Here is a 20,302-nt window from a genome sequence, read left to right as displayed (position 1 = left end):
TGGGGCCGCTTCGCGGCCCAGCGGGAGCAAGCTCCCTCGCCACAGTGGGGGTACACCGTTATAGCCAGGCGGCGTCCCAGAGTGAGTAGTCGCCAACATGCCCGGCCAGTCCGGCTCGCAGTGGGTTGGCGATGATGTAGCGAGCAGCCTTGATAAGGTCTCCCTCGGCTCGCACCGCACGATCGTGATAGCCGTTCTGCCAGAAAGCACCCTGTGTGCGACGGGCTCGGTTGATGGTCAGTGTGCTTCGCGACTTCACTCGCTTCATCACTTCAGACAGCGTCGCGCTTCGCAATTCAAATAACCAGTGAAGGTGATCCGGCATAATGACCCAGGCCAAAGAGTTGACCAGCTCAAGGTCATGGGCTCGTTTGAGCTCGGCAACCAATAGCCGCCCCAGGTAAATATCGGCAAATACCGGACGACGCTGATAAACCACGGTAGTTACCAAATAAGCTCGACCAGGTTCCGAATAACGGCCACGTCGCAACAAATGAGAGTTGGGCTTGTGAAGCAATCCTTTGCTCCCCTGAATGGTTGAATGGTCCATTCAACCTAGCAGGCACCTGAGATGTCCCTGCCCAATACAGTTTCCCCATATTTCCCAATCCTTTGTGGCGAGGGAGCTTGCTCCCGCTGGGGTGCGCAGCAGCCCCAAAAAGCCACACCGCGCATCCACTGAACGCATGCGGTGAATGGGGTGGGGCCGCTTCGCTGCCCAGCGGGAGCAAGCTCCCTCGCCACAAGGGTTTGTGCATAGGGTTTGCGAGCGTGAAAATAATCGTGTAATTTTTCATGAAATTATTCGAATTAAATTTCATGACCCCTCAAGAAGAACTCGCCACCCTCGCGGCGCTGATCCACGACCTGCGCAAGCACAAGAAGCTCACCCTGGCCCAACTTGCGCAAAAAATCGAACGATCGGTGGGATTTCTGTCCCAGGTCGAACGTGGCCTGTCGCGCCCGACCGTGGCCGATTTAACCGCCATCAGCCACGCCCTCGACGTGCCCACCACGTATTTCTACAGCCTGCCCAAACCCAAGGCGGTGGATTGGGTGACCCGCCCCAACGAGCGGCGCACGGTGTATTACGCCAACGGCATCACCGACATCCTGGTGTCGCCGAGCATGAACGGCGCGTTCTCGATGCTCGACAGCCTGTTGGCCCCCGGTGCCAACAGCGGCGAACAGACTATGAGCGACCGCGCCGAACAGGCTGGTTTTGTGCTCGAAGGCGAGTTGACCCTGTGGGTGGATGACGAAGCCGAGCCAGTCACCCTCGGCCCCGGCGACAGCTTCCACCTCGCCAGTTTCGCCCACTGCCGCTACGCCAACCTGACCGACCTGCCCGCCCGCGTCTTGTGGGTTTACAACTAGGAGCTGCACCCGTGAAAAGCCATTCCTCCACGTTGCTGGCCGAAGTACGGAGCTTTCGCCAGAACCACCCCGACGTGCGCTATGTCGACCTGATCGCCCTGGACATTCCCGGGCATTTCTACGGCAAGCGCTACCCAGTGGAGATGCTTGAAAAAATCGCCGCCGGCAGCCCGCTGAAGCTGCCGCAGAATGCGGTGCTACTGGGGGCCCAGGGTGGGCTGTTCAAGATTGGCGACTACTGCTTCAACGATGGCGACCCGGACGCCAATCGCCGATTGGTGCCCGGCACGCTCAAACCGGTGAACTGGGAGTCGCAGCCATTGGGGCAAATGCTCATCACCTCGGACGGCACCGAAGCGCCCATCGAGTTCGAACCCCGCGAAGTCCTGGCCAAGGTGCTGGAACGCTTGCAGCATCAGGGCATTCATCCCGTGGTGGCGTTTGAGCTGGAGTTCTACCTGTTCGATAAACAGCTGGAAAACGGCCTGCCGCAATTTGCCCGCGACCCGCTCAGTGGGGATGCCGACGACCAGCCCAACCTGCATATCGAACGGCTGTCGCGTTTCAGCGACGTGCTCGACGACATGGCGCAAACCGCCAAGGACCAAGGCATCGACATCACGGTGATCACCGCCGAGATCGGCCCCGGCCAGTTCGAGATCAACTTCGGCCACTGCGATGACGGCCTGCGCGCCGCCGACTGGGCCGCCCTGTTCTGCCGTAGCACCCGTGGCGTCGCGCTCAAGCATGGTTACCGCGCCAGCTTCATGGCCAAACCCTACCTGCAATTTCCCGGCAGCGGCATGCACGTGCATGTCAGCCTTTACGACGCAGCGGGCAATAACTTGCTAGCGGCCCATCAGCAGCAGCCATTGCGCCACGCCGTAGCCGGTTGCCTGGAATTACTGCCCCACTGCATGCCGATTTTCTCGCCCAACCACAATGCCTTCCGCCGCCTGGGCGGCACGGTTAACGCTGCGACGCGGGCGAGCTGGGGCTTTGAAGACCGCGATGCCTGTGTGCGCATCCCCGAGTCCGACCCGCGCAACCTGCGGATCGAGCACCGCCTGGCCAGCGCCGATGCCAACCCTTACCTGGTGCTGGCGGCGATCCTGGTGGGCCTGGAGCATGGGCTTGAGGCCAAGCGCGAACCCATCGCGCCACTGAACGAGGACCGCAACAGCGGCGCCGATTTCCCGGTGGAAATGCTCGACGCCGTGCGTGCCATGCAGCAACAACCAGTACTGCGCGACAAGCTGGGCGCGGAATTTGTCGAGGTGTATTGCGAGAACAAACGCCAGGACCACCTGGCTTTCCAGCAGGAGATCCAGGCGCGGGAATATCGCTGGTTCCTCTAAGCGCGTGACGCGCTCGCGGCATAAAAACCTTGATCCAAATCAAATAAAGGCTCTAGCACGGGCCTTTCAGCCCGATAAATTGTCGAACAATCCTGGCCTTTGCCGTTGAGATCCATTATCATCCGGCGCCTTCTCGCTACCCGCCGGGTAGCTGTTTCAATGTGTCACCCGAGGCGCCCATGTACCGTTTTCCGTTCCACCGCCCTTTGATTTTGATCAGTCTGGGGCTGGTTTCCCATTCCGTCAGCGCGGCCCTGCAACCCATAGCCGAAGCCCCGCTGGCCAGTGACACCGAGCTGCACTGCCACTTCAACCGCGACGCCAGCACTGACTGCACCACCACCTACCGCTACACAATTCTCAAGGCCAACGGCCGCGAAATGCTCTCGCGCATCGACTTCGACTACTCCGAAGCCGACACCTTTGAAGTGGTCAGTGCACAGTCCACTCAGCCTGGCGCCAAGCCGGTCGCCCTGGCTGCCACGCAAATCGATACCCGCAGCGCACCCAACCCGGACCAAGGCTTCAGCCGCGACAAGCAAACCTCCCTGGCCTTCCCCAACCTGCGCGTGGGCACGCAGATCCGCTACACGGTACGCCAGCATTACCCGGCCAAACCGCTGATGACTCAGTTCCACTATGTGCTCAAATTCGGGCCCAGCTCAGCCCGCCGCGATCGCTTCAAGGCGCGCTTTACCGCCGAACGGCCGATCCAGTGGCGAAGTGAATTGTTCGACGGTTTCAAGGTAACGCCTTCGAGCAACGGCAAGACCCTGGACGTGGTGCAAAAAGCCCCGACCTACCTCAACTACATCAATGAATCCTCCGCCGCCGCACTGCTGCGCGTCCCACGCCTGGAAGTGGGCAGCGCCGTGGACCGCCAGGCGTACTTCGGTGATTTCGCCCAGCGTTACAACCAGATCCTCGGCGCCACCCTGCCGGCGCAAGCCGCCACCGCGGTGGCCGCCGCACGCAGCCTGGCGCCGGCTGAGCAAGTGGCCGCGCTGATGCAGCACATCAATGATCACTACCGCTACCTGGGTGACTGGCGCGCGACCGAGCGCGGCTATGTGCCGTTCAGCCTGGCGGAAATCGAGCAGCACGGCTACGGCGACTGCAAGGACCTGGCGACCCTGCTGACGGCCATGCTCAAGGCCAGCGGCATCAAGGCTGAGACCGCGTGGGTCAGCCGTGGCGACGTGGTCGATGCCTTGCTGATCCCCGGCACCCAGGCGCCGAACCATGCCATCGTGCGTGCCGAAGTGAATGGACAGGTGTGGTGGCTTGACCCGACCAACCCGGTCTTCGCCCCTGGCCAAACCATGCCCGACATTCAGGACCGCTGGGTATTGGTAAACGATGCGCAGGGCCAGGTGCGCGAAGAACACATCCCACTGGAGCGCCCCGAAGTCTCGATACGCCTGGACAAACAGGTGCAGTACGGCAAAGAGGGAGATGGCGCGGTCAAGGCGACTATTACCTTCAGCCGCTTGCCGTTGATGCAACTGAGCGTCGCAGACCGCCAGCAAGGCACCACCGCCACCGACCAGAACATCTGCGCCAACTTCGGCAATGACATCAGCGACTGCCAGATCACCCGCGAACCCACCCGCTTTGTGGTACATGACGGCTACAGCGTCACCGCCCGCATGAACGATCAGCGCGCCCTGGAAAAACTGGCCAATGACTATGTCTACACCGACCCGTCCTTGAAAGACCGCTGGGAGGGCTACATCAACTATCGCCGCCAGGGGCAACAGGCTGACCTCTACCTGGGCAACCCAGAGACCTACGACTACACCTACACCCTGGCTGGCGGGAAGATGGAAAAAGCCATCCCCGGCTGCAAGGTGCGCTCGCCCTGGTACGACCTCGACCTGGACGGCAAACTTGAGGACGGCTCGCTGCGCTACCACTATCGCCTGAGCCAGAAAAAGCGCTGGCTGACCCATGCCGAAGTCACCAGCGATGCGTTCGGAAAGATGATTGAAGAGGCTCGGGCCTGTGCCGAGCAGGTGCATCAGGTGGTGAAGCTCTAGACCATCCCTGACACAACACAGTCCAAATGTGGGAGCTGGCTTGCCTGCGATGGCGGTGTATCAGCCACTCATGTGCAAGCTGACACGCCGCCATCGCAGGCAAGCCAGCTCCCACCGTTTAATCCGTGTGCGTCAGCGGGATTCACCGAGCAACAAGCCCTGCTCCCGCGCGCACAACCCCACTACATAATCCCACAACACCCGCAACCGCACCGACTTGTGCAGCTCCCGGCGCGAGCTGATCCAATAGCTGCGCTGAATGCCCTCTGCCGGCAACAACGGCACCAACGCCTCATCGCCAGCTGCCATGAAACACGGCAACACCGCAATCCCCAACCCCGAACGCGCCGCCTGGTGCTGGGCGATCACGCTGGTGCTGTGGAACACCACCTTGGGGCTACGGCAGAAGCTGTTGAGGAACTTCAGTTCCTGGCTGAACAGCAAGTCATCGACATAATCGATCCAGGCATGGGCAGCGAGGTCTTCACGTTTTTCGATGGGCGGGTTACGCGCCAGATAGGCACGGCTGGCGTACAGCGCCAGGCGATAATCGGTGAGTTTGCGCGTCACCAGTTGGTCGGCGCTGGGGCGTTCCAAGTGAATGCTGATCTCCGCCTCGCGGTTGAGGATGCTGACAAAGCGCGGCACCGCGACCAGCTCCACCTCCAACCCTGGGTAGCGTTCAAATAGCCCGCCCATGCGTGCGGCCAGAAACATCACGCCCAGGCCTTCGGCTACGCCGAGGCGGATCTTGCCCAGGGGCGCAGCAGAATGGGTGAGTTCATCTTCGGCCAGCAGTGCCACATTTTCCATAGCCTCGGCATGCTTGAGCAACGCTTCGCCGGCGGGCGTCAGTTCATAGCCCTGGGCGTGCTGCACGAACAGCGCCGTGCCGAGGCTTTTCTCGATGGCGTCGATGTGCCGCGCCACGGTGGCATGCGTGGTTTTCAGGCGTTGGGCGGCGGTGAGCAGGCGGCCACTGCGCTGCAACTCGAGAAAAAACCGCAGGTCATTCCAGTCGAACATATCGCCTCCAGAGCCTGGGCCAGCCGGCGTTGTTTAAAAACGCACAGCGGGTGGGTAAAAACTAACATTTTTAAGACGAAAACTAACAACTAGGATGGGCCCAATAAGAAAAACAAGCGAGGCCCCAGATGCCCAATGCAACTGCTGAATACGATTACATCGTCGTCGGCGCCGGCCCTGCCGGATGCCTGCTGGCCAATCGTCTGTCCGCCAACCCGGCTCACCGTGTCCTGCTGCTGGAAGCCGGTGGCCGCGACAACTACCCCTGGATCCATATCCCCGTCGGCTACCTGTTCTGCATCGGCAACCCACGCACCGATTGGTGCTTCAAGACCCAACCCCAAGCCGGCCTGCAGGGGCGCGCCTTGAGTTACCCACGGGGCAAAGTGCTGGGCGGCTGCTCGTCCATCAACGGCATGATCTACATGCGCGGCCAGGCCCAGGACTACGATGGCTGGGCGGCGGCGGGCAACGCGGGCTGGGCTTGGAAAGACGTACTGCCGCTGTTCAAACAGAGCGAAAACCATTTTGCCGGCGGCTCTGAATTCCACAGCGAGGGCGGCGAGTGGCGCGTCGAGCAACAGCGCCTGTCGTGGCCGATCCTCGATGCGTTTCGTGAGGCGGCGGCTCAAAGCGGCATCGCCAATATCAATGACTTCAACCAGGGCGACAACGAGGGCTGCGGTTACTTCCAGGTCAACCAGAAAGCCGGTGTGCGCTGGAATGCGGCCAAGGCGTTTCTCAAGCCGATCCGCCAGCGCCCTAACCTCACCGTGCTGACTGAGGTAGAGGTTGAGCGTGTGCTACTGGAGAACGGGCGTGCTTGCCAGGTACTGGGGCGTCAACACGGCCAGTCGATGAGCTGGAAGGCGCGCAAGGAGATTGTGCTGTGCGCCGGCTCCGTGGGTTCACCGGGGATTCTGCAACGCTCAGGGATCGGCCCTTCCCATGTGCTCAAGCCGCTGGGTATCAACGTGGTGCACGAGCTGCCAGGGGTTGGTGGCAACCTGCAAGATCACCTGCAACTGCGCCTGATCTACAAGCTGGAAAATGCCCGCACCCTGAACCAGATCGCCGGTACCTTGTGGGGCAAGATGGGCATGGGCCTGCGCTACCTGTACGACCGCAGCGGCCCGCTGTCGATGGCGCCCAGCCAGCTTGGCGCGTTTGCCCGCTCCGGCCCGGAGCAGATCTCGGCCAACCTGCAATACCATGTGCAGCCACTGTCCCTGGAACGCTTTGGCGAACCGTTGCACGGCTTCCCGGCATTTACCGCGTCGGTCTGCGACCTGCGCCCGCAAAGTCGCGGCCGGGTGGATATCCGTTCGACCAACCCGGCGGATGCGCCGCTGATACAGCCTAATTACCTCAGCCACCCCGAAGACTTGCGTGTAGCGGCCGACGCTATTCGCCTGACCCGGCGCATCGTCGCCGCTCCGGCCCTGAGCCAGTTCAAACCGGTGGAATACCTGCCCGGCGAAGCCCTGCAAACTGAAGAACAACTGCACGAGGCCGCTGCACGGATCGGCACCACGATTTTCCATCCGGTGGGCACCTGCCGCATGGGCGATGACAAAGACGCCGTGGTCGACAGCCAGCTGCGCGTACACGGCATTCCCGGCCTGCGCATTGCCGATGCGTCGATCATGCCGCGCATCACCTCCGGCAATACCTGCTCACCCACGCTGATGATCGCGGAGAAGGCCGCACAGCTGATTCTGTCACCCAACACTGCAGGAGCGAGCTTGCTCGCGAAAAACCCACCAGCACCGCGCACCACAGGGCACCCCGCGTAACCATTAACGCTATATGAAGTTGAAAAACACCGGCGCCGAGGTTGGCGCCGACAGTGGAAAAACAATAAATAATCACTGTGAGGGACACCCGATGTCAGAACATGCTCAACCCCTGGGCTCGGCGGCCAGTGCAAGTACCGCCAACGAATCAAGAAAGGTCATCTTCGCCTCCTCTTTGGGGACGGTGTTCGAGTGGTATGACTTTTTCCTCTACGGCGCCCTGGCGGCGGTGATCAGCAAGCAGTTTTTTGCCGGGGTCAACGACACCACGGCGTTTATCTTTGCCTTGATGGCTTTCGCCGCAGGCTTTGTGGTGCGGCCATTCGGTGCGCTGGTGTTCGGCCGGCTGGGCGATATGATCGGGCGCAAGTACACCTTCCTCGTGACCATCATCCTGATGGGCGTGGCAACCTTCTGCGTCGGGTTGCTGCCGACCTACGCCAGCATCGGCATTGCCGCACCGATCATCCTCATTGTGCTGCGCATGCTGCAGGGCCTGGCGCTGGGCGGTGAGTACGGCGGCGCCGCTACCTACGTGGCCGAGCATGCGCCACCGGGCAAGCGCGGCCTGCACACCAGCTGGATTCAGTCCACCGCCACCCTCGGCTTGCTGCTGTCGCTGCTGGTGGTGCTGGCCTGCCGTTACTTCACCGGCGATCAGTTCGAAGTGTGGGGCTGGCGCATTCCGTTCCTGTTTTCCATCGTGCTGCTGGGCATCTCGACCTGGATCCGCATGAGCCTGCACGAATCGCCCGCCTTCTTGAAGATGAAAGAGGAAGGCAAGGCCTGCAAGGCGCCGATTCGCGAGTCCTTCGGCAAGTGGGAAAACCTCAAGGTGGTGCTGATCGCGCTGTTCAGCATCAACGGCGGGCAGGCGGTGACCTTCTACGCAGCGCAGTTTTATGTGCTGTTCTTCCTCACCCAGTTCCTGCGCATGGACCCAGCCCTGGCCAATATGCTGTTGATCATCAGCGTGGTGATCGGCGCACCGTTCTTTATCCTGTTTGGCTGGCTATCGGACAAGGTCGGGCGCAAGCCGGTGCTGATGCTCGGCCTGCTGTTGGCGACCGCGCTGTACTTCCCGATCTTCAAGGGCCTGGCGCACTACACCAACCCCGCAATGGACCAGGCCAGCCAACAGGCGCCGATCACCGTACTGGCCGACCCGGCCACCTGCACTTTCCAGTTCGACCCGGTGGGCAAGGCACGTTTTGACAGCCCCTGCGACAAGGTCAAGACCTTCCTGGTCAAACAGGGGCTGCCCTACAGCAGCGCCGCCGCCCCTGCGGGCAGCCCGGTGCAAGTGAGCGTCGGCGATGTGCGTATCGACGGTTTTGATGAAGCGGCCCTGCGTGGCGCCGTGGCCCTGGCCGGTTACCCGTCATCGGCGGATGTGGCCCAGGTCAACAAGGTGATGGTGGTGGTGCTGATCGTGGTGCTGATCTTCATCGCCGCCATGTGCTACGGGCCCTTGGCGGCGCTGATGGTGGAGCTGTTTCCGACGCGCATCCGCTACACCTCGATGTCCCTGCCCTACCACATCGGTAACGGCTGGTTTGGCGGGTTCCTGCCCACTGTGTCGTTTGCCCTGGTGGTGTACACCGGCGATATCTTCTATGGGTTGTGGTACCCGGTGGTGGTGACGGGCGTGAGCCTGATCGTCGGGTTGTTCTGCCTCAAGGAAACCCGGCATGTGGATATCGAAAAAAACTGATACCTCTCCCTTGTAGGAGCTCGCTGGCGAAGATCCTGAGAGCAACGCGGGGCACCAGGCGCCCCGCGTCATCGTTAACGACCTTCGCGAGCAAGCTCGCTCCTACAGCGACGTATGGCACCCACACAAATTGCTGTACATCCATACAGATAATGGTTGCTCAAACCCCTTCAAATAAGCATCCTGCAAGGCATCAACCCGATCTGATGTGATGACCATGCGGCTGTACCTCTGTGAAAAACCCTCCCAGGCCAAGGATATCGCGGCTGTGCTTGGCGCCAGCCGCCGTGGCGATGGGTGCTGGCTGGGTAATGGAGTCACGGTCACCTGGTGCATCGGCCACCTGCTGGAAACCGCCCCGCCCGACGCCTACGACGCCAAATACAAACGCTGGGTGCTGGCCGACCTGCCGATCGTCCCGGAAAAATGGAAGATGCTGGTCAAGCCCAAGACCGCCAGCCAATACAAGGCCGTCAAGCGCTTGCTGGGCGAAGCCCAAGAACTGGTGATCGCCACCGACGCCGACCGTGAAGGCGAGATGATCGCCCGTGAACTGGTAGAACACTGCCGCTACCGCGGGCCGATCCAGCGGCTGTGGTTGTCGGCGCTCGACGACGCCTCCATTCGCAAGGCCCTGGCGGCGCTCAAACCCGGTGCAGAAACCTTCAGCCTGTATCATTCGGCCCTGGGGCGCTCGCGTGCCGACTGGCTGATCGGCATGAACATGAGCCGCCTGTTTACCCTGCTGGGGCGCCAATCCGGTTACCAGGGCGTGCTGCCGGTAGGCCGCGTGCAAACCCCGACCCTGCGCCTGGTGGTGGACCGTGATCGCAGCATTGCCGACTTCGTGCCGGTGGCCTATTGGGCCATTGATGTCGACCTGCGTCACGAGCACATGACCTTCACCGCCCAATGGCGCGCCCCTGACGATGCCTGTGACGACCAGGGCCGTTGCCTCAACCCGCAACTGGCGCGGGACGCCGCCGACGCCATGCTCAACGCCGCCACGGCGCGACTGGTGAAACTGCGTACCGAGCGCATGCGCGAAGTGGCGCCCCTGCCCTTCGACCTCGGCACCTTGCAGGAGATCTGTTCGAAGAAGCTCGGCCTGGGCGCCCAGGAAACCCTGGACATCGCTCAATCCCTGTACGAAACCCACAAGGCCATCACCTACCCACGCAGCGATTGCGGCTACCTGCCGTTGAGCCAGCACAGTGAAGCGCCGAAGATTCTTCCGGCGCTGGGCCGTGCGGACACGGCGGTCAACGAGCTGATGTCGCACATCGACCCTCGGCGCCGTTCGCGGGCCTGGAACGACGCGAAAGTCAGCGCCCACCACGGCATCATCCCCACCGGAGCCGGTAAGGAGGTCAGCCAACTGACCGGCAAGCACCGTGCGGTCTATACGCTGATTCGTGCGCGCTACCTGGCGCAGTTCCTGCCCAACCATGAATACGACCGCACCCAGGCCGATTTCGACTGTGCCGGCCAAGCGTTGCGCGCGGTGGGCAAAGTCATTATTGAACCGGGCTGGAAACGCGCCTTGCCCGAAGCGCTGGCACCCGCCAAAGGTCGCGAAGCCCCTGCGCCCCAAGCGTTGCCGACGCTGGTGCAGGGCCACGACTACGCCGTGGCCAAGGTCAACCTCAAGGACCTGTGGACCCAGCCGCCCAAGCCCTTTACTGAAGGCGACCTGATCAAGGCCATGAAAAACGTCGCCAAGCTGGTGGAGGACCCGTTGCTCAAGCAAAAACTCAAGGACACCACTGGCATCGGCACCGAGGCCACCCGCGCCGGGATCATCCAGGGCTTGCTGGACCGCGGTTATCTGGTGAAAAACGGCAAGGCCCTGTCGGCAACCCCGGCCGCGTTCAGCCTGATTGACGCAGTGCCCCGCGCCATCGCCGACCCCGGCACCACCGCCATCTGGGAACAGGCGCTGGACATGGTGCAAAGCGGCGAAATGAGCCTGGAGGAATTCGTCGCCAAGCAAGCGGCGTGGATGAGCAAGCAGGTGGCACGCTGTAACGGCATGCGCATGACTATCACTGGCCCCGCCAGCCCGGCTGGACGAGGTGCAACGCCCTGGAAAAAGAAACGCAAGGCCGCCCCGCGCAAGGCCGGCGCCAGCCCCAAACGCGGGAAAAAGCCGGTAAATGCGGGATAGATACCGAAAAAAACCGGCACATGACGTTTTTCGACAGGTTTAACGCCGCATTGGCCCTTGCTCCGGCGAGTTCGGTCTAGGATTCTGTAGGGGATCTGGACTACCAACAACAACACCGGAGTGGCCGCCATGAAGACCGTTGCACAACTGCTGAAAGCCAAGGAGCAGAAAAACCAGGACGTCCACACGATCAAATGGGACCACACCGTGTTTGAAGCGCTGGTGCGGATGTCCGAGAAAAACGTCGGTGCCTTGCCAGTGGTCAAGGATGACGTGGTGGTCGGCATCATCAGTGAACGGGATTACGCGCGCAAAATCATGCTCAAGGGCCTCTCGTCGGTCACCACCAAGGTCCATGAGGTGATGAGCTCGCCGGTGATCACGGTGGATACTCACAAGAGTGTCGAGGCATGCATGAACATCATGACCGACAGTCACCTGCGCCACCTGCCGGTGGTCGAAGACGGCAAACTGCTGGGCCTGCTGTCCATCGGTGACCTGGTCAAGGAAGCGATTGCCGAACAAGCGGCCTTGATCCAGCAGCTGGAACAGTACATCCGCGGCGAATAGGGGGAACCCATGCTCGACACGCTGGACCATCAGGAAGATCACCTCGACACCCTGCACCGGGCCATGACCGGCCGGCGTTTCCTGGTGCTGACCGGCGCAGGGATCAGTACATCTTCAGGTATCCCGGATTACCGGGACGGGGAAGGTGTACGCCGGGGCAAGCCACCGATGATGTACCAGGAATTCCTCGCCACTCCCGAGGCGCGGCGCCGCTACTGGGCGCGGGCGATGCTGGGGTGGCCACGGGTGCGCGTTGCCCAGCCGAACAAGGCCCACCTGGCGCTCGCGACGCTGCAGCACCGTGGCCACATCAGCGGGCTGATTACGCAGAACGTCGACACTCTGCATGACCAGGCCGGCAGCCAGGGTGTGATCGAGCTGCATGGCAGCTTGCATCGGGTGCTGTGCCTGGATTGCCAATTGCGTAGCGAGCGCGACGTGATCCAGCGGCAGATGGAGGTCGATAACCCGCACATGGCACAGGTTCATGCGGTGCAAGCGCCGGATGGCGACACCTTGCTCGATCCGGCCTTTGAACAGCGCTTCCAGGTACCCCACTGCCCACATTGCAATGGCGAACGGCTGAAACCGGATGTGGTGTTCTTTGGCGAGAACGTCGCACCAGCGACGGCGCTCAAGGCAATGACGGCGGTAGAGCATGCCGAAGGACTGTTGGTGGTGGGGTCATCGCTGATGGCCTATTCGGCGTTTCGCCTGTGCAAGGCGATGGTCGATCAGGGTAAGCCGGTGATTGCCATCAACCTGGGCAAGACTCGGGGTGATGAGCTGTTGCAGGTGAAGATCCAGGCCTCGTGCGAGCGGCTATTACCCTTACTGTCCGAGAGATTGAGATAGCGACGCATCAACATGTGGGAGCTGGCTTGCCTGCGATAGCAGTGTGTCAGGCGAACATGTGCTCACTGACACATCGCCATCGCAGGCAAGCCAGCTCCCACAGGGGATCTGCGTAAACTCGCCACCAAAACCCTGCGACCCACCGCACAGAAAATGACGCCCAAGTCACGTTTTCGCGCATTCCCCCGTCCCCGCGGCAATTTATGTAGTGAGCAAAAATAATCACTACATAACCGTTGACGTAACCTTTTTGTCCTTGCATGATCTAGACGTCTCTCGGATCGAGAGCGTTGGTAACAAGTGTTTTGAACAGGCTCGTCTGACCGCCGAGCTGTTTTTCCGGATGTGCACTGCCCACAAGGCAGATTGATGAAGCTGACCGGCCCCGGAAGGGACAGGTACAAGGCGCTCAAACGCGGCTTGTCTTCGTGATCAGAGCATTGCGTAGCAGTCCATCAGCAAGACTACATGCATCAGCTTCAAGACCCTGCCCGTATTCGGCAGCCCGTCGCTGACGCCCGGTTTTAGTGACCGGAGACAACTTACTGGTATTAACGAATCAACTGATAGATCGCCAACTGGTCAAGGGGCTTACACATGAATCTGAACAACCAACCCACTATCGATGAATTGGCTGAGATGTTCGCAGCGCAGAAAGACACACTCGACGACCATATCCTGTGGATTGGCAAATCCGGCGAAGTGCAAATTGACTGCCTGGCGCCCCATACCGAAGAAGCCGAGTTTGACCGTAACAACCGTGAGCTGGCGGCGCGCCTGAAGATGTACCGCCGTGGCCAGGGTTATGTCGGCAAGAAGGCCGCCGCTGATCGCAACTTTATCGAGCAAGTGTTCGACACACTTAACAATGCCTGGGCGTCTTTCAAAGACAGCTCGCAAGTTAAAGTGATCGACCGTTACTACTAAGTAGTACTCAATCAATGTGGGAGTTGGCTTGCCAGCTCCCACAGGTGTATTTACTGATTTAAAAAGTTGGAAACCTGCCCTTCCCCGCCTCATCCCGAAAGATATCAAACAACACCTGCGCCGCCGCCGACAGTTCATGCCCCGGCTTGGTCAGCACCCCAATCGGTCGCTCGATCACCGGGCCAGTCAAGGTAATGCAATGGGCTCCCGCCTCCTCCATCTGCCTGGTGCATAACGCTGGCACCGCGCTAACCCCCAAACCGCTGGCAACCATTTTGCCCACCGTCGCCAATTGATGGCTTTCCAAGGCAACGGGCAATTTCATCTGCAAGGCGCCGAGGTGTTCTTCCAGCATCACCCGCACAGTGGAAGGCCGTTGCAGGGTGATGAACGGCTGTTCCAACAAGGCTTCCCAGTCGATTTCAGCACACTGTGCCAAGGCTGAATCGCCTGGGACCACGGCGACAAAGCGATCCAGGTACAACGGCGTGAACGCCAATGACGAACCATCGGACGGCTCGAACGCCACCCCCAGCTCCACCTGACGGTCGCGCACCATCTCCAGCACCTGCTCATTGATCAGGTCATGCACCGTCACGTTCACCTGAGGGTAACGGGCGCGGAATATCTTCAGGATGGGCGGCAGCAGGTTGCCAGCAAACGATGGCATCGCTGCCACCGTGACACGCCCCCGTTGCAAGGTAAAACGCTGGCGCAGTTCGTCCTCAGCGTTGTCCCAGTCGGCAATCAACCGGCGGGCCAGGGGTAACAGGGACTCACCTTCAGGGGTCAGCGCGACGTTTCGGGTATTACGGCTGAACAGGCGCCCGCCCAAGCCTTCTTCGAGGCCCTTGATGGTCAAGCTCAACGCCGACTGGGAGAGGTGCAAACGCTCGCAGGCAGCGGCAAAACTCAGACTCTGAGCAACAGCGAGAAAGGCACGCATCTGTTTAACGGTCATGACGCAGCTCCGGACGACGACTGGACTATGCTGTTTTCTAAATCAATCAACCTTAAAAAACAACTTAACAAATCAATCCGCTGGCGCAACACTCAACTCACTGGCTGGACCACAAACAATAAAAGAGGTGCATATGGCAGGTTTCGATAAACGCGTGGCGTCCTATGAAGAAGCGCTGGCAGGCCTGGAAGACGGCATGACCGTGCTCTCCGGTGGTTTTGGCCTGTGTGGCATTCCGGAAAACCTCATTGCCGAAATCAAGCGCAAAGGTACCCGCGACCTGACGGTGGTCTCCAACAACTGTGGCGTCGATGGCTTCGGCCTGGGTGTGCTGCTGGAACAGAAGCAGATCAGCAAAGTGATCGCTTCCTACGTGGGTGAAAACGCCCTCTTCGAGAAACAACTGCTCAGCGGCGAGATTGAGGTGGTGCTTACCCCTCAAGGCACCCTGGCAGAAAAAATGCGCGCAGGCGGTGCCGGCATTCCGGCCTTCTTTACCGCCACTGGCGTCGGCACCCCCGTTGCCGAAGGCAAGGAAACCCGCGAATTCAAGGGCCGCCCGTATCTGATGGAAGAGTCCATCACCGGCGACTTTGCCATCGTCAAAGGCTGGAAAGCCGACCACTTCGGTAACGTTATCTACCGTCACACCGCCCAGAACTTCAACCCGCTGGCCGCCACCGCCGGCAAGATCACCGTGGTCGAAGTCGAGGAAATCGTCGAACCGGGCGAGCTGGACCCGGCGCAGATCCACACCCCTGGCATCTACGTCGACCGGATCATCTGCGGCACCTTCGAAAAGCGCATTGAACAGCGCACCGTCCGCAAATAATCCCCGTCCAGAACAATAAGAGGAAACAATCATGGCGCTTACCCGCGAACAAATGGCTCAACGCGTTGCCCGCGAGATGCAGGACGGTTACTACGTCAACCTCGGTATCGGCATTCCGACCCTGGTGGCCAACTACATCCCCGACGGCATGGAAGTGATGCTGCAATCGGAAAACGGCCTGCTTGGCATGGGCCCGTTCCCGACCGAAGAAACCATCGACGCCGACATGATCAACGCCGGCAAGCAGACCGTCACCGCACGCATCGGCGCCTCGATCTTCTCCTCCGCCGAGTCGTTCGCGATGATTCGCGGTGGGCATGTCGACCTCACCGTACTGGGCGCATTCGAAGTGGACGTACAGGGCAACATCGCTTCGTGGATGATCCCCGGCAAACTGGTCAAGGGCATGGGCGGTGCCATGGACCTGGTGGCCGGCGCAGAAAACATCATTGTGATCATGACTCACGCATCCAAAGACGGTGAGTCCAAGTTGCTCAGCCAATGCAGCCTGCCGCTGACCGGTGCCAACTGCATCAAGCGTGTGCTCACGGACCTGGCGTACCTGGAAATCGAAAATGGCGCTTTTGTCCTCAAGGAACGCGCACCTGGCGTCAGCGTTGAAGAGATTGTGAGCAAGACCGCCGGTAAACTGATCGTCCCGGACCACGTTCCAGAAATGCACTTCCAGTGAGGACAGATTCCATGCAAGACGTCGTGATTGTTGCTGCCACCCGCACCGCCGTGGGCAGCTTCCAAGGTTCGCTGGCGAACATTCCGGCCCCGGAACTGGGCGCCGCCGTAATCCGTCGCCTGCTGGAGCAGACCGGCCTGGACCCGGCGCAAGTGGATGAAGTGATCCTCGGCCAGGTGCTCACCGCAGGCAGCGGCCAGAACCCGGCACGCCAGGCTTCGATCCTTGCCGGCCTGCCCCACGCGGTGCCGAGCCTGACGCTGAACAAGGTCTGCGGTTCGGGCCTAAAGGCTTTGCACCTGGGCGCACAGGCCATTCGTTGCGGCGACGCCGAGGTGATCATTGCCGGTGGCATGGAGAACATGAGCCTGGCCCCGTACGTATTACCTGCCGCACGCACCGGGTTGCGCATGGGCCACGCGAAGATGATCGACAGCATGATCACCGACGGCCTGTGGGATGCGTTCAACGATTACCACATGGGCATCACCGCCGAGAACCTGGTGGACAAGTACGGCATCAGCCGCGAAGCCCAGGACGCCTTTGCCGCCGCCTCACAGCAAAAAGCCGCGGCCGCTATCGAAGCCGGGCGCTTTGCCGATGAGATCACGCCAATCCTGATTCCCCAGCGCAAAGGCGACCCGGTGGCCTTCGCGGTGGACGAACAACCCCGCGCCGGCACCACCGCCGAATCCCTGGCCAAGCTCAAGCCTGCGTTCAAGAAAGACGGCAGCGTCACCGCCGGCAACGCCTCGAGCCTGAACGACGGCGCTGCGGCCGTGCTGCTGATGAGCGCCGACAAAGCCAAGGCTCTCGGCCTGCCCGTACTGGCGCGTATCGCCAGCTACGCCAACGCGGGCGTCGACCCGGCCATCATGGGCATCGGCCCGGTCTCGGCCACCCGCCGCTGCCTGGACAAGGCCGGCTGGCAGTTGGCTGATCTAGACCTGATCGAAGCCAACGAAGCCTTCGCCGCGCAATCCCTGGCGGTGGGCAAAGAGCTGGAATGGGACGCGCAGAAGGTCAACGTCAACGGCGGCGCCATCGCCATCGGCCACCCGATCGGTGCTTCAGGCTGCCGCGTACTGGTGACCCTGCTGCACGAAATGATCAAGCGCGATGCCAAGAAAGGCTTGGCAACGCTGTGCATCGGCGGCGGCCAAGGCGTGGCCCTGGCGCTCGAACGCAACTGAACCGGATCGCGGTTGTGGCGAGGGAGCTTGCTCCCGTTGGGCTGCGTAGCGGCCCCCATGCCAATAAGAGCAACACAGAAAAGGCCCGGCTCCACGAAAAGCCAGGCCTTTTCTTTTATCGATATCCCCTGAATGAACTCGATAAAAATGTGGGAGCTGGCTTGCCTGCGATAGCGGTCTATCAGTCAGATCATTGCTAACTGACACACCCCTATCGCAGGCAAGCCAACTCCCACATTTGATCTCACTGCCTGTCAGCTTGCGGCACCGCAAACACCGCGCTCGCCCGCAGCACCACGCGCTCCTCCACTTGCAAACTCAGCGTGGCGAACGCCATCTGCCGTCCGCGCTTATGGCTTTCCAGACGCACCACCATCCACTCCCCTACCTGCACGGCGCCCAGGTAATCCACGGTCATGCTGGCGGTAATCAACGGCAACGGCGGCTCACTGGAAAACGCCATGGCGTACCCCATGCCGATATCGGCCAGCGTCGCCAGCACCCCGCCGTGCACCGTACCTCGCCCATTGGCGTGGCGATGATCGGCGCGCAGGCCGACTTCCAATTGCAAACCTTCGCCACGGCAATACGCCGGGCCGAGCAGTTCCAGCAACGGGCTGCTGCGCGGCAATGGGACAAAGCCTTGGGGGACGGTCTGAGCGTTCATGGCGGATGCTTCCCTGGTGTGAGGCTTGAGGTGTACGCCAGCCTCGACCCGGCAGCCACCACCATCAGCCGGGCAAATCCCGGGCAATGCTTTGCGTTAATGGGCCAGACCCGCTTTAATCTCGGCCAATTTCTCCTGCACATTTCAAGGAAACGCCATGCGCCACCTGGACGGCAACTCCCACCCGCTTCGCGCGCCGCTGTTGATCTTGCTTGCTGGCCTGGCCTTGGCCGGTTGTTCCCCCAAGGACCACTCTCGCGCCACCGTCATCAATGGCGAACAGGGCAAGGCCGGGGCGCAACTGGCCTATGAGCATGAATTGACCCTGGCCCTGCCCGGCGGCCTGCTTGCGCCGCGTATGCAGGCCACTCGTGAGGCGTGTGAAACGGCGCGCTTTGGTGCCTGCAATATCCTTGGCATTACCGAAGACGGCCAAGGTGGCCAGATCATCCTGCGGATCGCGCCCACGGGTGTGGAGCCGATGGTCGCCCTGGCGGCCGAAGGCGGTAAGCTCGGCCAGCGCATCACCACTGCCGAAGACCTGGCCGATGCCGTGGCGGATGTACGCCGCCGCCAGGACCGCCTGCAAGCTCAGCAGCAACGCCTCGATGAACTGGCCAAGCGCAAGGACATCACCGTCAGCGATCTGATCGTCCTGAGCAAAGAGCAAGCCGGCATTGAAAACGAGCTGCAGGAACTGGCTCAGGTTGCCGCCGGCCAGCAACGCCGCCTCGACACCAACCGCGTGACCTTGAACTTCCGTTCCTCGGACGGCGCCAACCAGGTGTCAAGGTTCACCCGGATGTTCAGCAACCTGGGAGACAACCTGGTGAACGGCACCGCAGACGCCCTGGAACGTGCCAGCTATGTGCTGCCCTTCGTGATCCTGGCGTTCCCGGTGGTGTGGTTGTGGGTGGGCTTGTGGCGCCGGTTCGTCAAGCGTCGCGGTTGATCAGCGCTTCATGCAGCGCTGGTAACGCTCATCCACGCGCTTGGCAAACCAGGCCGTGGTCAGGTTGCGGGTGATCTTCGGGCTCTTGAGCACAATACCCGGCAGGATCGCCCGAGGCAGCGGCTTGCCGGCCGCCTGGTCGGCCAGGCTGAAAACGCGCTTGTACAAGGTGGTGTCCTCGAAATCCAACTGCTCGCCCTGCTCCAGTTGGCTGCGGATGCTCGGGTTGCGCATATCTAATTTCGCCCCCAGTGAACGCACCGCCAGCTCGGTGGTGCCGGGCAGCAATGAGCCATAGCGGATCAAATCCCCATCCAGCGCCAGCTCTTTGCCTGAAACACGACTGACTGCAGCCTGGAACGCGGCATTGCGGCTGGCGTACCAACCGGCGTTGAAATCGGCAAAGCGGTACAGCGGCTGGTCGTAGCTCACCGGGTAGCCGAGCAAGTGGGCGATGCCGAAGTACATGCCGCCGCGACGGGTAAACACTTCGCGGCGAATCGTACCGTCCACCGTGTAGGGATAACCCCGCGCCTGTTTCTGCGCAAAGTCGATACTGACCTGCATGGGGCCTGCAGTGTGTACCGGGTTGAACCCGCCAAACAGGGTGTTGCCCAGGGGCACCATGCTGATGAAGTCGTCGAAGATGCCGCTCAAATCCCTTTCCGTACGGGCGGCATTCAAACGATCGGCGTAGGTTTTGCCGGTGGGCGAGCGCAGTTGCAAGGCGCTGCGCACCACGAATGCCGGCACATGCACCTTGGCGGCGCGGCGCAGGATTTCATCCTGGGCGATCTTGCCCATGCCCGGCACCGGCGGGTCGACCTGATAGGTGGACTCCTGCTCGGTCACCGCCAATACCGCACAGATGTTTTCGGTGCTGGGGTAGATTTTCTGGGTGTCGAAGGCGGTGTAGATGTCCTGGGCCCAACCGTTGCGGTCCGACACCTTGGCCGGCAGCAGGCGCACGATCTGCGCCTTCACCTCGGCTTCACTGCGCTCGGGCTGCTGGGGGCCACGGGAAGTGGAGCAACCGGCCAGTACCCACAACGGAATAAGGCAGAACAGCAGACGGGTTGAATACATGAGGCTTCCTTGGTTAACGACGGGCCGGGCAGTGCTGATATCGACAGGTAAGTCTAACCGGGGTTCGTCGGCATGCCGAACCCAGTGCCTG

18 protein-coding genes are annotated in these 20,302 nt (G+C 61.2%); 13 read left to right on the top strand and 5 right to left on the bottom strand.

Annotated features, from left to right (window positions below):
• Positions 1-58: 58 nt before the first annotated feature.
• A complete protein-coding gene (locus GH769_RS06480; RefSeq protein WP_050587242.1) occupies positions 59-550 on the bottom strand; it encodes a transposase in 492 nt (163 codons plus the stop codon).
• Positions 551-819: 269 nt separating this feature from the next.
• Between GH769_RS06480 and GH769_RS06475 the strand changes: the two genes are divergently transcribed.
• The 3 genes from GH769_RS06475 to GH769_RS06465 all read left to right on the top strand — a co-directional run bounded on the left by GH769_RS06475 (position 820) and on the right by GH769_RS06465 (position 4,774).
• Positions 820-1,377 carry a helix-turn-helix domain-containing protein gene (locus GH769_RS06475; protein WP_019821423.1) on the top strand — a complete coding sequence of 186 codons (558 nt, stop codon included), beginning with the start codon at positions 820-822 and terminating at the stop codon, positions 1,375-1,377.
• A gap of 11 nt (positions 1,378-1,388) precedes the next feature.
• On the top strand, positions 1,389-2,735 hold the full coding sequence (locus tag GH769_RS06470; RefSeq protein ID WP_019821422.1) for a glutamine synthetase family protein: 1,347 nt from the start codon (positions 1,389-1,391) through the stop codon (positions 2,733-2,735).
• Positions 2,736-2,914: 179 nt separating this feature from the next.
• Positions 2,915-4,774, top strand: coding sequence for a DUF3857 domain-containing transglutaminase family protein (locus GH769_RS06465; protein ID WP_032903471.1), 1,860 nt, complete (start codon positions 2,915-2,917; stop codon positions 4,772-4,774).
• Between the two features lie 132 nt (positions 4,775-4,906).
• Here the strand turns inward: GH769_RS06465 and GH769_RS06460 are convergent, their stop codons facing one another.
• Positions 4,907-5,800 (bottom strand): LysR family transcriptional regulator, encoded by an 894-nt coding sequence (locus GH769_RS06460; RefSeq protein ID WP_014717977.1) that lies wholly within the window; start codon positions 5,798-5,800, stop codon positions 4,907-4,909.
• A 128-nt stretch (positions 5,801-5,928) separates the two neighbouring features.
• Between GH769_RS06460 and GH769_RS06455 the strand changes: the two genes are divergently transcribed.
• From GH769_RS06455 to GH769_RS06430, 6 genes are all read left to right on the top strand, one after another.
• The gene (locus GH769_RS06455) at positions 5,929-7,596 is read left to right on the top strand and encodes a GMC family oxidoreductase (RefSeq protein WP_032903470.1); all 1,668 of its coding nucleotides are present in this window, start codon (positions 5,929-5,931) and stop codon (positions 7,594-7,596) included.
• Between the two features lie 91 nt (positions 7,597-7,687).
• On the top strand, positions 7,688-9,310 hold the full coding sequence (locus GH769_RS06450) for an MFS transporter (protein ID WP_020303184.1): 1,623 nt from the start codon (positions 7,688-7,690) through the stop codon (positions 9,308-9,310).
• A 217-nt stretch (positions 9,311-9,527) separates the two neighbouring features.
• A complete protein-coding gene (locus GH769_RS06445; protein ID WP_032903512.1) occupies positions 9,528-11,477 on the top strand; it encodes a DNA topoisomerase III in 1,950 nt (649 codons plus the stop codon).
• Positions 11,478-11,606: 129 nt separating this feature from the next.
• A complete protein-coding gene (locus tag GH769_RS06440) occupies positions 11,607-12,047 on the top strand; it encodes a CBS domain-containing protein (protein ID WP_032903469.1) in 441 nt (146 codons plus the stop codon).
• 9 nt (positions 12,048-12,056) lie between these two features.
• Positions 12,057-12,902: an NAD-dependent protein deacetylase gene (locus tag GH769_RS06435; protein ID WP_032903468.1), complete on the top strand. Its 846-nt coding sequence runs from the start codon at positions 12,057-12,059 to the stop codon at positions 12,900-12,902.
• A 597-nt stretch (positions 12,903-13,499) separates the two neighbouring features.
• The gene (locus GH769_RS06430; protein WP_003190335.1) at positions 13,500-13,829 is read left to right on the top strand and encodes a hypothetical protein; all 330 of its coding nucleotides are present in this window, start codon (positions 13,500-13,502) and stop codon (positions 13,827-13,829) included.
• Between the two features lie 58 nt (positions 13,830-13,887).
• Here GH769_RS06430 and GH769_RS06425 read toward each other — a convergent pair whose 3' ends face one another.
• Complete coding sequence (locus GH769_RS06425; protein WP_108538350.1) at positions 13,888-14,790, bottom strand: LysR family transcriptional regulator; 903 nt, start codon at positions 14,788-14,790, stop codon at positions 13,888-13,890.
• Positions 14,791-14,923: 133 nt separating this feature from the next.
• On the opposite strand from GH769_RS06425, the gene GH769_RS06420 reads away from it, so the two are divergent.
• Genes GH769_RS06420 through GH769_RS06410 form a run of 3 tightly spaced genes read left to right on the top strand, consistent with a single transcriptional unit; the run spans position 14,924 to position 17,506 of the window.
• A complete protein-coding gene (locus GH769_RS06420; RefSeq protein ID WP_003190329.1) occupies positions 14,924-15,622 on the top strand; it encodes a CoA transferase subunit A in 699 nt (232 codons plus the stop codon).
• Between the two features lie 31 nt (positions 15,623-15,653).
• Entirely contained in the window at positions 15,654-16,313 is a 660-nt protein-coding gene (locus GH769_RS06415) for a CoA transferase subunit B (protein ID WP_005786928.1), read from the top strand.
• Between the two features lie 11 nt (positions 16,314-16,324).
• Positions 16,325-17,506 carry an acetyl-CoA C-acetyltransferase gene (locus GH769_RS06410; RefSeq protein WP_003190325.1) on the top strand — a complete coding sequence of 394 codons (1,182 nt, stop codon included), beginning with the start codon at positions 16,325-16,327 and terminating at the stop codon, positions 17,504-17,506.
• A 244-nt stretch (positions 17,507-17,750) separates the two neighbouring features.
• Here GH769_RS06410 and GH769_RS06405 read toward each other — a convergent pair whose 3' ends face one another.
• Positions 17,751-18,173, bottom strand: coding sequence for a PaaI family thioesterase (locus tag GH769_RS06405; protein WP_014717969.1), 423 nt, complete (start codon positions 18,171-18,173; stop codon positions 17,751-17,753).
• 157 nt (positions 18,174-18,330) lie between these two features.
• Here GH769_RS06405 and GH769_RS06400 point away from each other — a divergent pair, with 157 nt between their 5' ends.
• Positions 18,331-19,125: a DUF4349 domain-containing protein gene (locus GH769_RS06400; RefSeq protein ID WP_014717968.1), complete on the top strand. Its 795-nt coding sequence runs from the start codon at positions 18,331-18,333 to the stop codon at positions 19,123-19,125.
• On the opposite strand, the gene GH769_RS06395 is transcribed toward GH769_RS06400, so the two are convergent.
• Complete coding sequence (locus tag GH769_RS06395) at positions 19,126-20,211, bottom strand: DUF1615 domain-containing protein (RefSeq protein ID WP_019821407.1); 1,086 nt, start codon at positions 20,209-20,211, stop codon at positions 19,126-19,128.
• Positions 20,212-20,302 lie beyond the last annotated feature (91 nt).

This window comes from Pseudomonas sp. CFSAN084952 (assembly GCF_009648855.1).
Classification (GTDB): Bacteria; Pseudomonadota; Gammaproteobacteria; order Pseudomonadales; family Pseudomonadaceae; genus Aquipseudomonas; species Aquipseudomonas paracarnis.
The sequence above is the reverse complement of the archived record's forward strand: the minus strand, read 5'-3'. Positions and strand labels throughout refer to the sequence as shown.

Bases quoted from the DNA above. Each gene is read 5' to 3' on its own strand.
- GH769_RS06480 (WP_050587242.1), bottom strand. From the start codon at position 550: ATGGACCATTCAACCATTCAGGGGAGCAAAGGATTGCTTCACAAGCCC.
- GH769_RS06475 (WP_019821423.1), top strand. From the start codon at position 820: ATGACCCCTCAAGAAGAACTCGCCACCCTCGCGGCGCTGATCCACGAC.
- GH769_RS06465 (WP_032903471.1), top strand. From the start codon at position 2,915: ATGTACCGTTTTCCGTTCCACCGCCCTTTGATTTTGATCAGTCTGGGG.
- GH769_RS06460 (WP_014717977.1), bottom strand. From the start codon at position 5,800: ATGTTCGACTGGAATGACCTGCGGTTTTTTCTCGAGTTGCAGCGCAGT.
- GH769_RS06455 (WP_032903470.1), top strand. From the start codon at position 5,929: ATGCCCAATGCAACTGCTGAATACGATTACATCGTCGTCGGCGCCGGC.
- GH769_RS06450 (WP_020303184.1), top strand. From the start codon at position 7,688: ATGTCAGAACATGCTCAACCCCTGGGCTCGGCGGCCAGTGCAAGTACC.
- GH769_RS06445 (WP_032903512.1), top strand. From the start codon at position 9,528: ATGCGGCTGTACCTCTGTGAAAAACCCTCCCAGGCCAAGGATATCGCG.
- GH769_RS06440 (WP_032903469.1), top strand. From the start codon at position 11,607: ATGAAGACCGTTGCACAACTGCTGAAAGCCAAGGAGCAGAAAAACCAG.
- GH769_RS06435 (WP_032903468.1), top strand. From the start codon at position 12,057: ATGCTCGACACGCTGGACCATCAGGAAGATCACCTCGACACCCTGCAC.
- GH769_RS06430 (WP_003190335.1), top strand. From the start codon at position 13,500: ATGAATCTGAACAACCAACCCACTATCGATGAATTGGCTGAGATGTTC.
- GH769_RS06425 (WP_108538350.1), bottom strand. From the start codon at position 14,790: ATGACCGTTAAACAGATGCGTGCCTTTCTCGCTGTTGCTCAGAGTCTG.
- GH769_RS06420 (WP_003190329.1), top strand. From the start codon at position 14,924: ATGGCAGGTTTCGATAAACGCGTGGCGTCCTATGAAGAAGCGCTGGCA.
- GH769_RS06415 (WP_005786928.1), top strand. From the start codon at position 15,654: ATGGCGCTTACCCGCGAACAAATGGCTCAACGCGTTGCCCGCGAGATG.
- GH769_RS06410 (WP_003190325.1), top strand. From the start codon at position 16,325: ATGCAAGACGTCGTGATTGTTGCTGCCACCCGCACCGCCGTGGGCAGC.
- GH769_RS06405 (WP_014717969.1), bottom strand. From the start codon at position 18,173: ATGAACGCTCAGACCGTCCCCCAAGGCTTTGTCCCATTGCCGCGCAGC.
- GH769_RS06400 (WP_014717968.1), top strand. From the start codon at position 18,331: ATGCGCCACCTGGACGGCAACTCCCACCCGCTTCGCGCGCCGCTGTTG.
- GH769_RS06395 (WP_019821407.1), bottom strand. From the start codon at position 20,211: ATGTATTCAACCCGTCTGCTGTTCTGCCTTATTCCGTTGTGGGTACTG.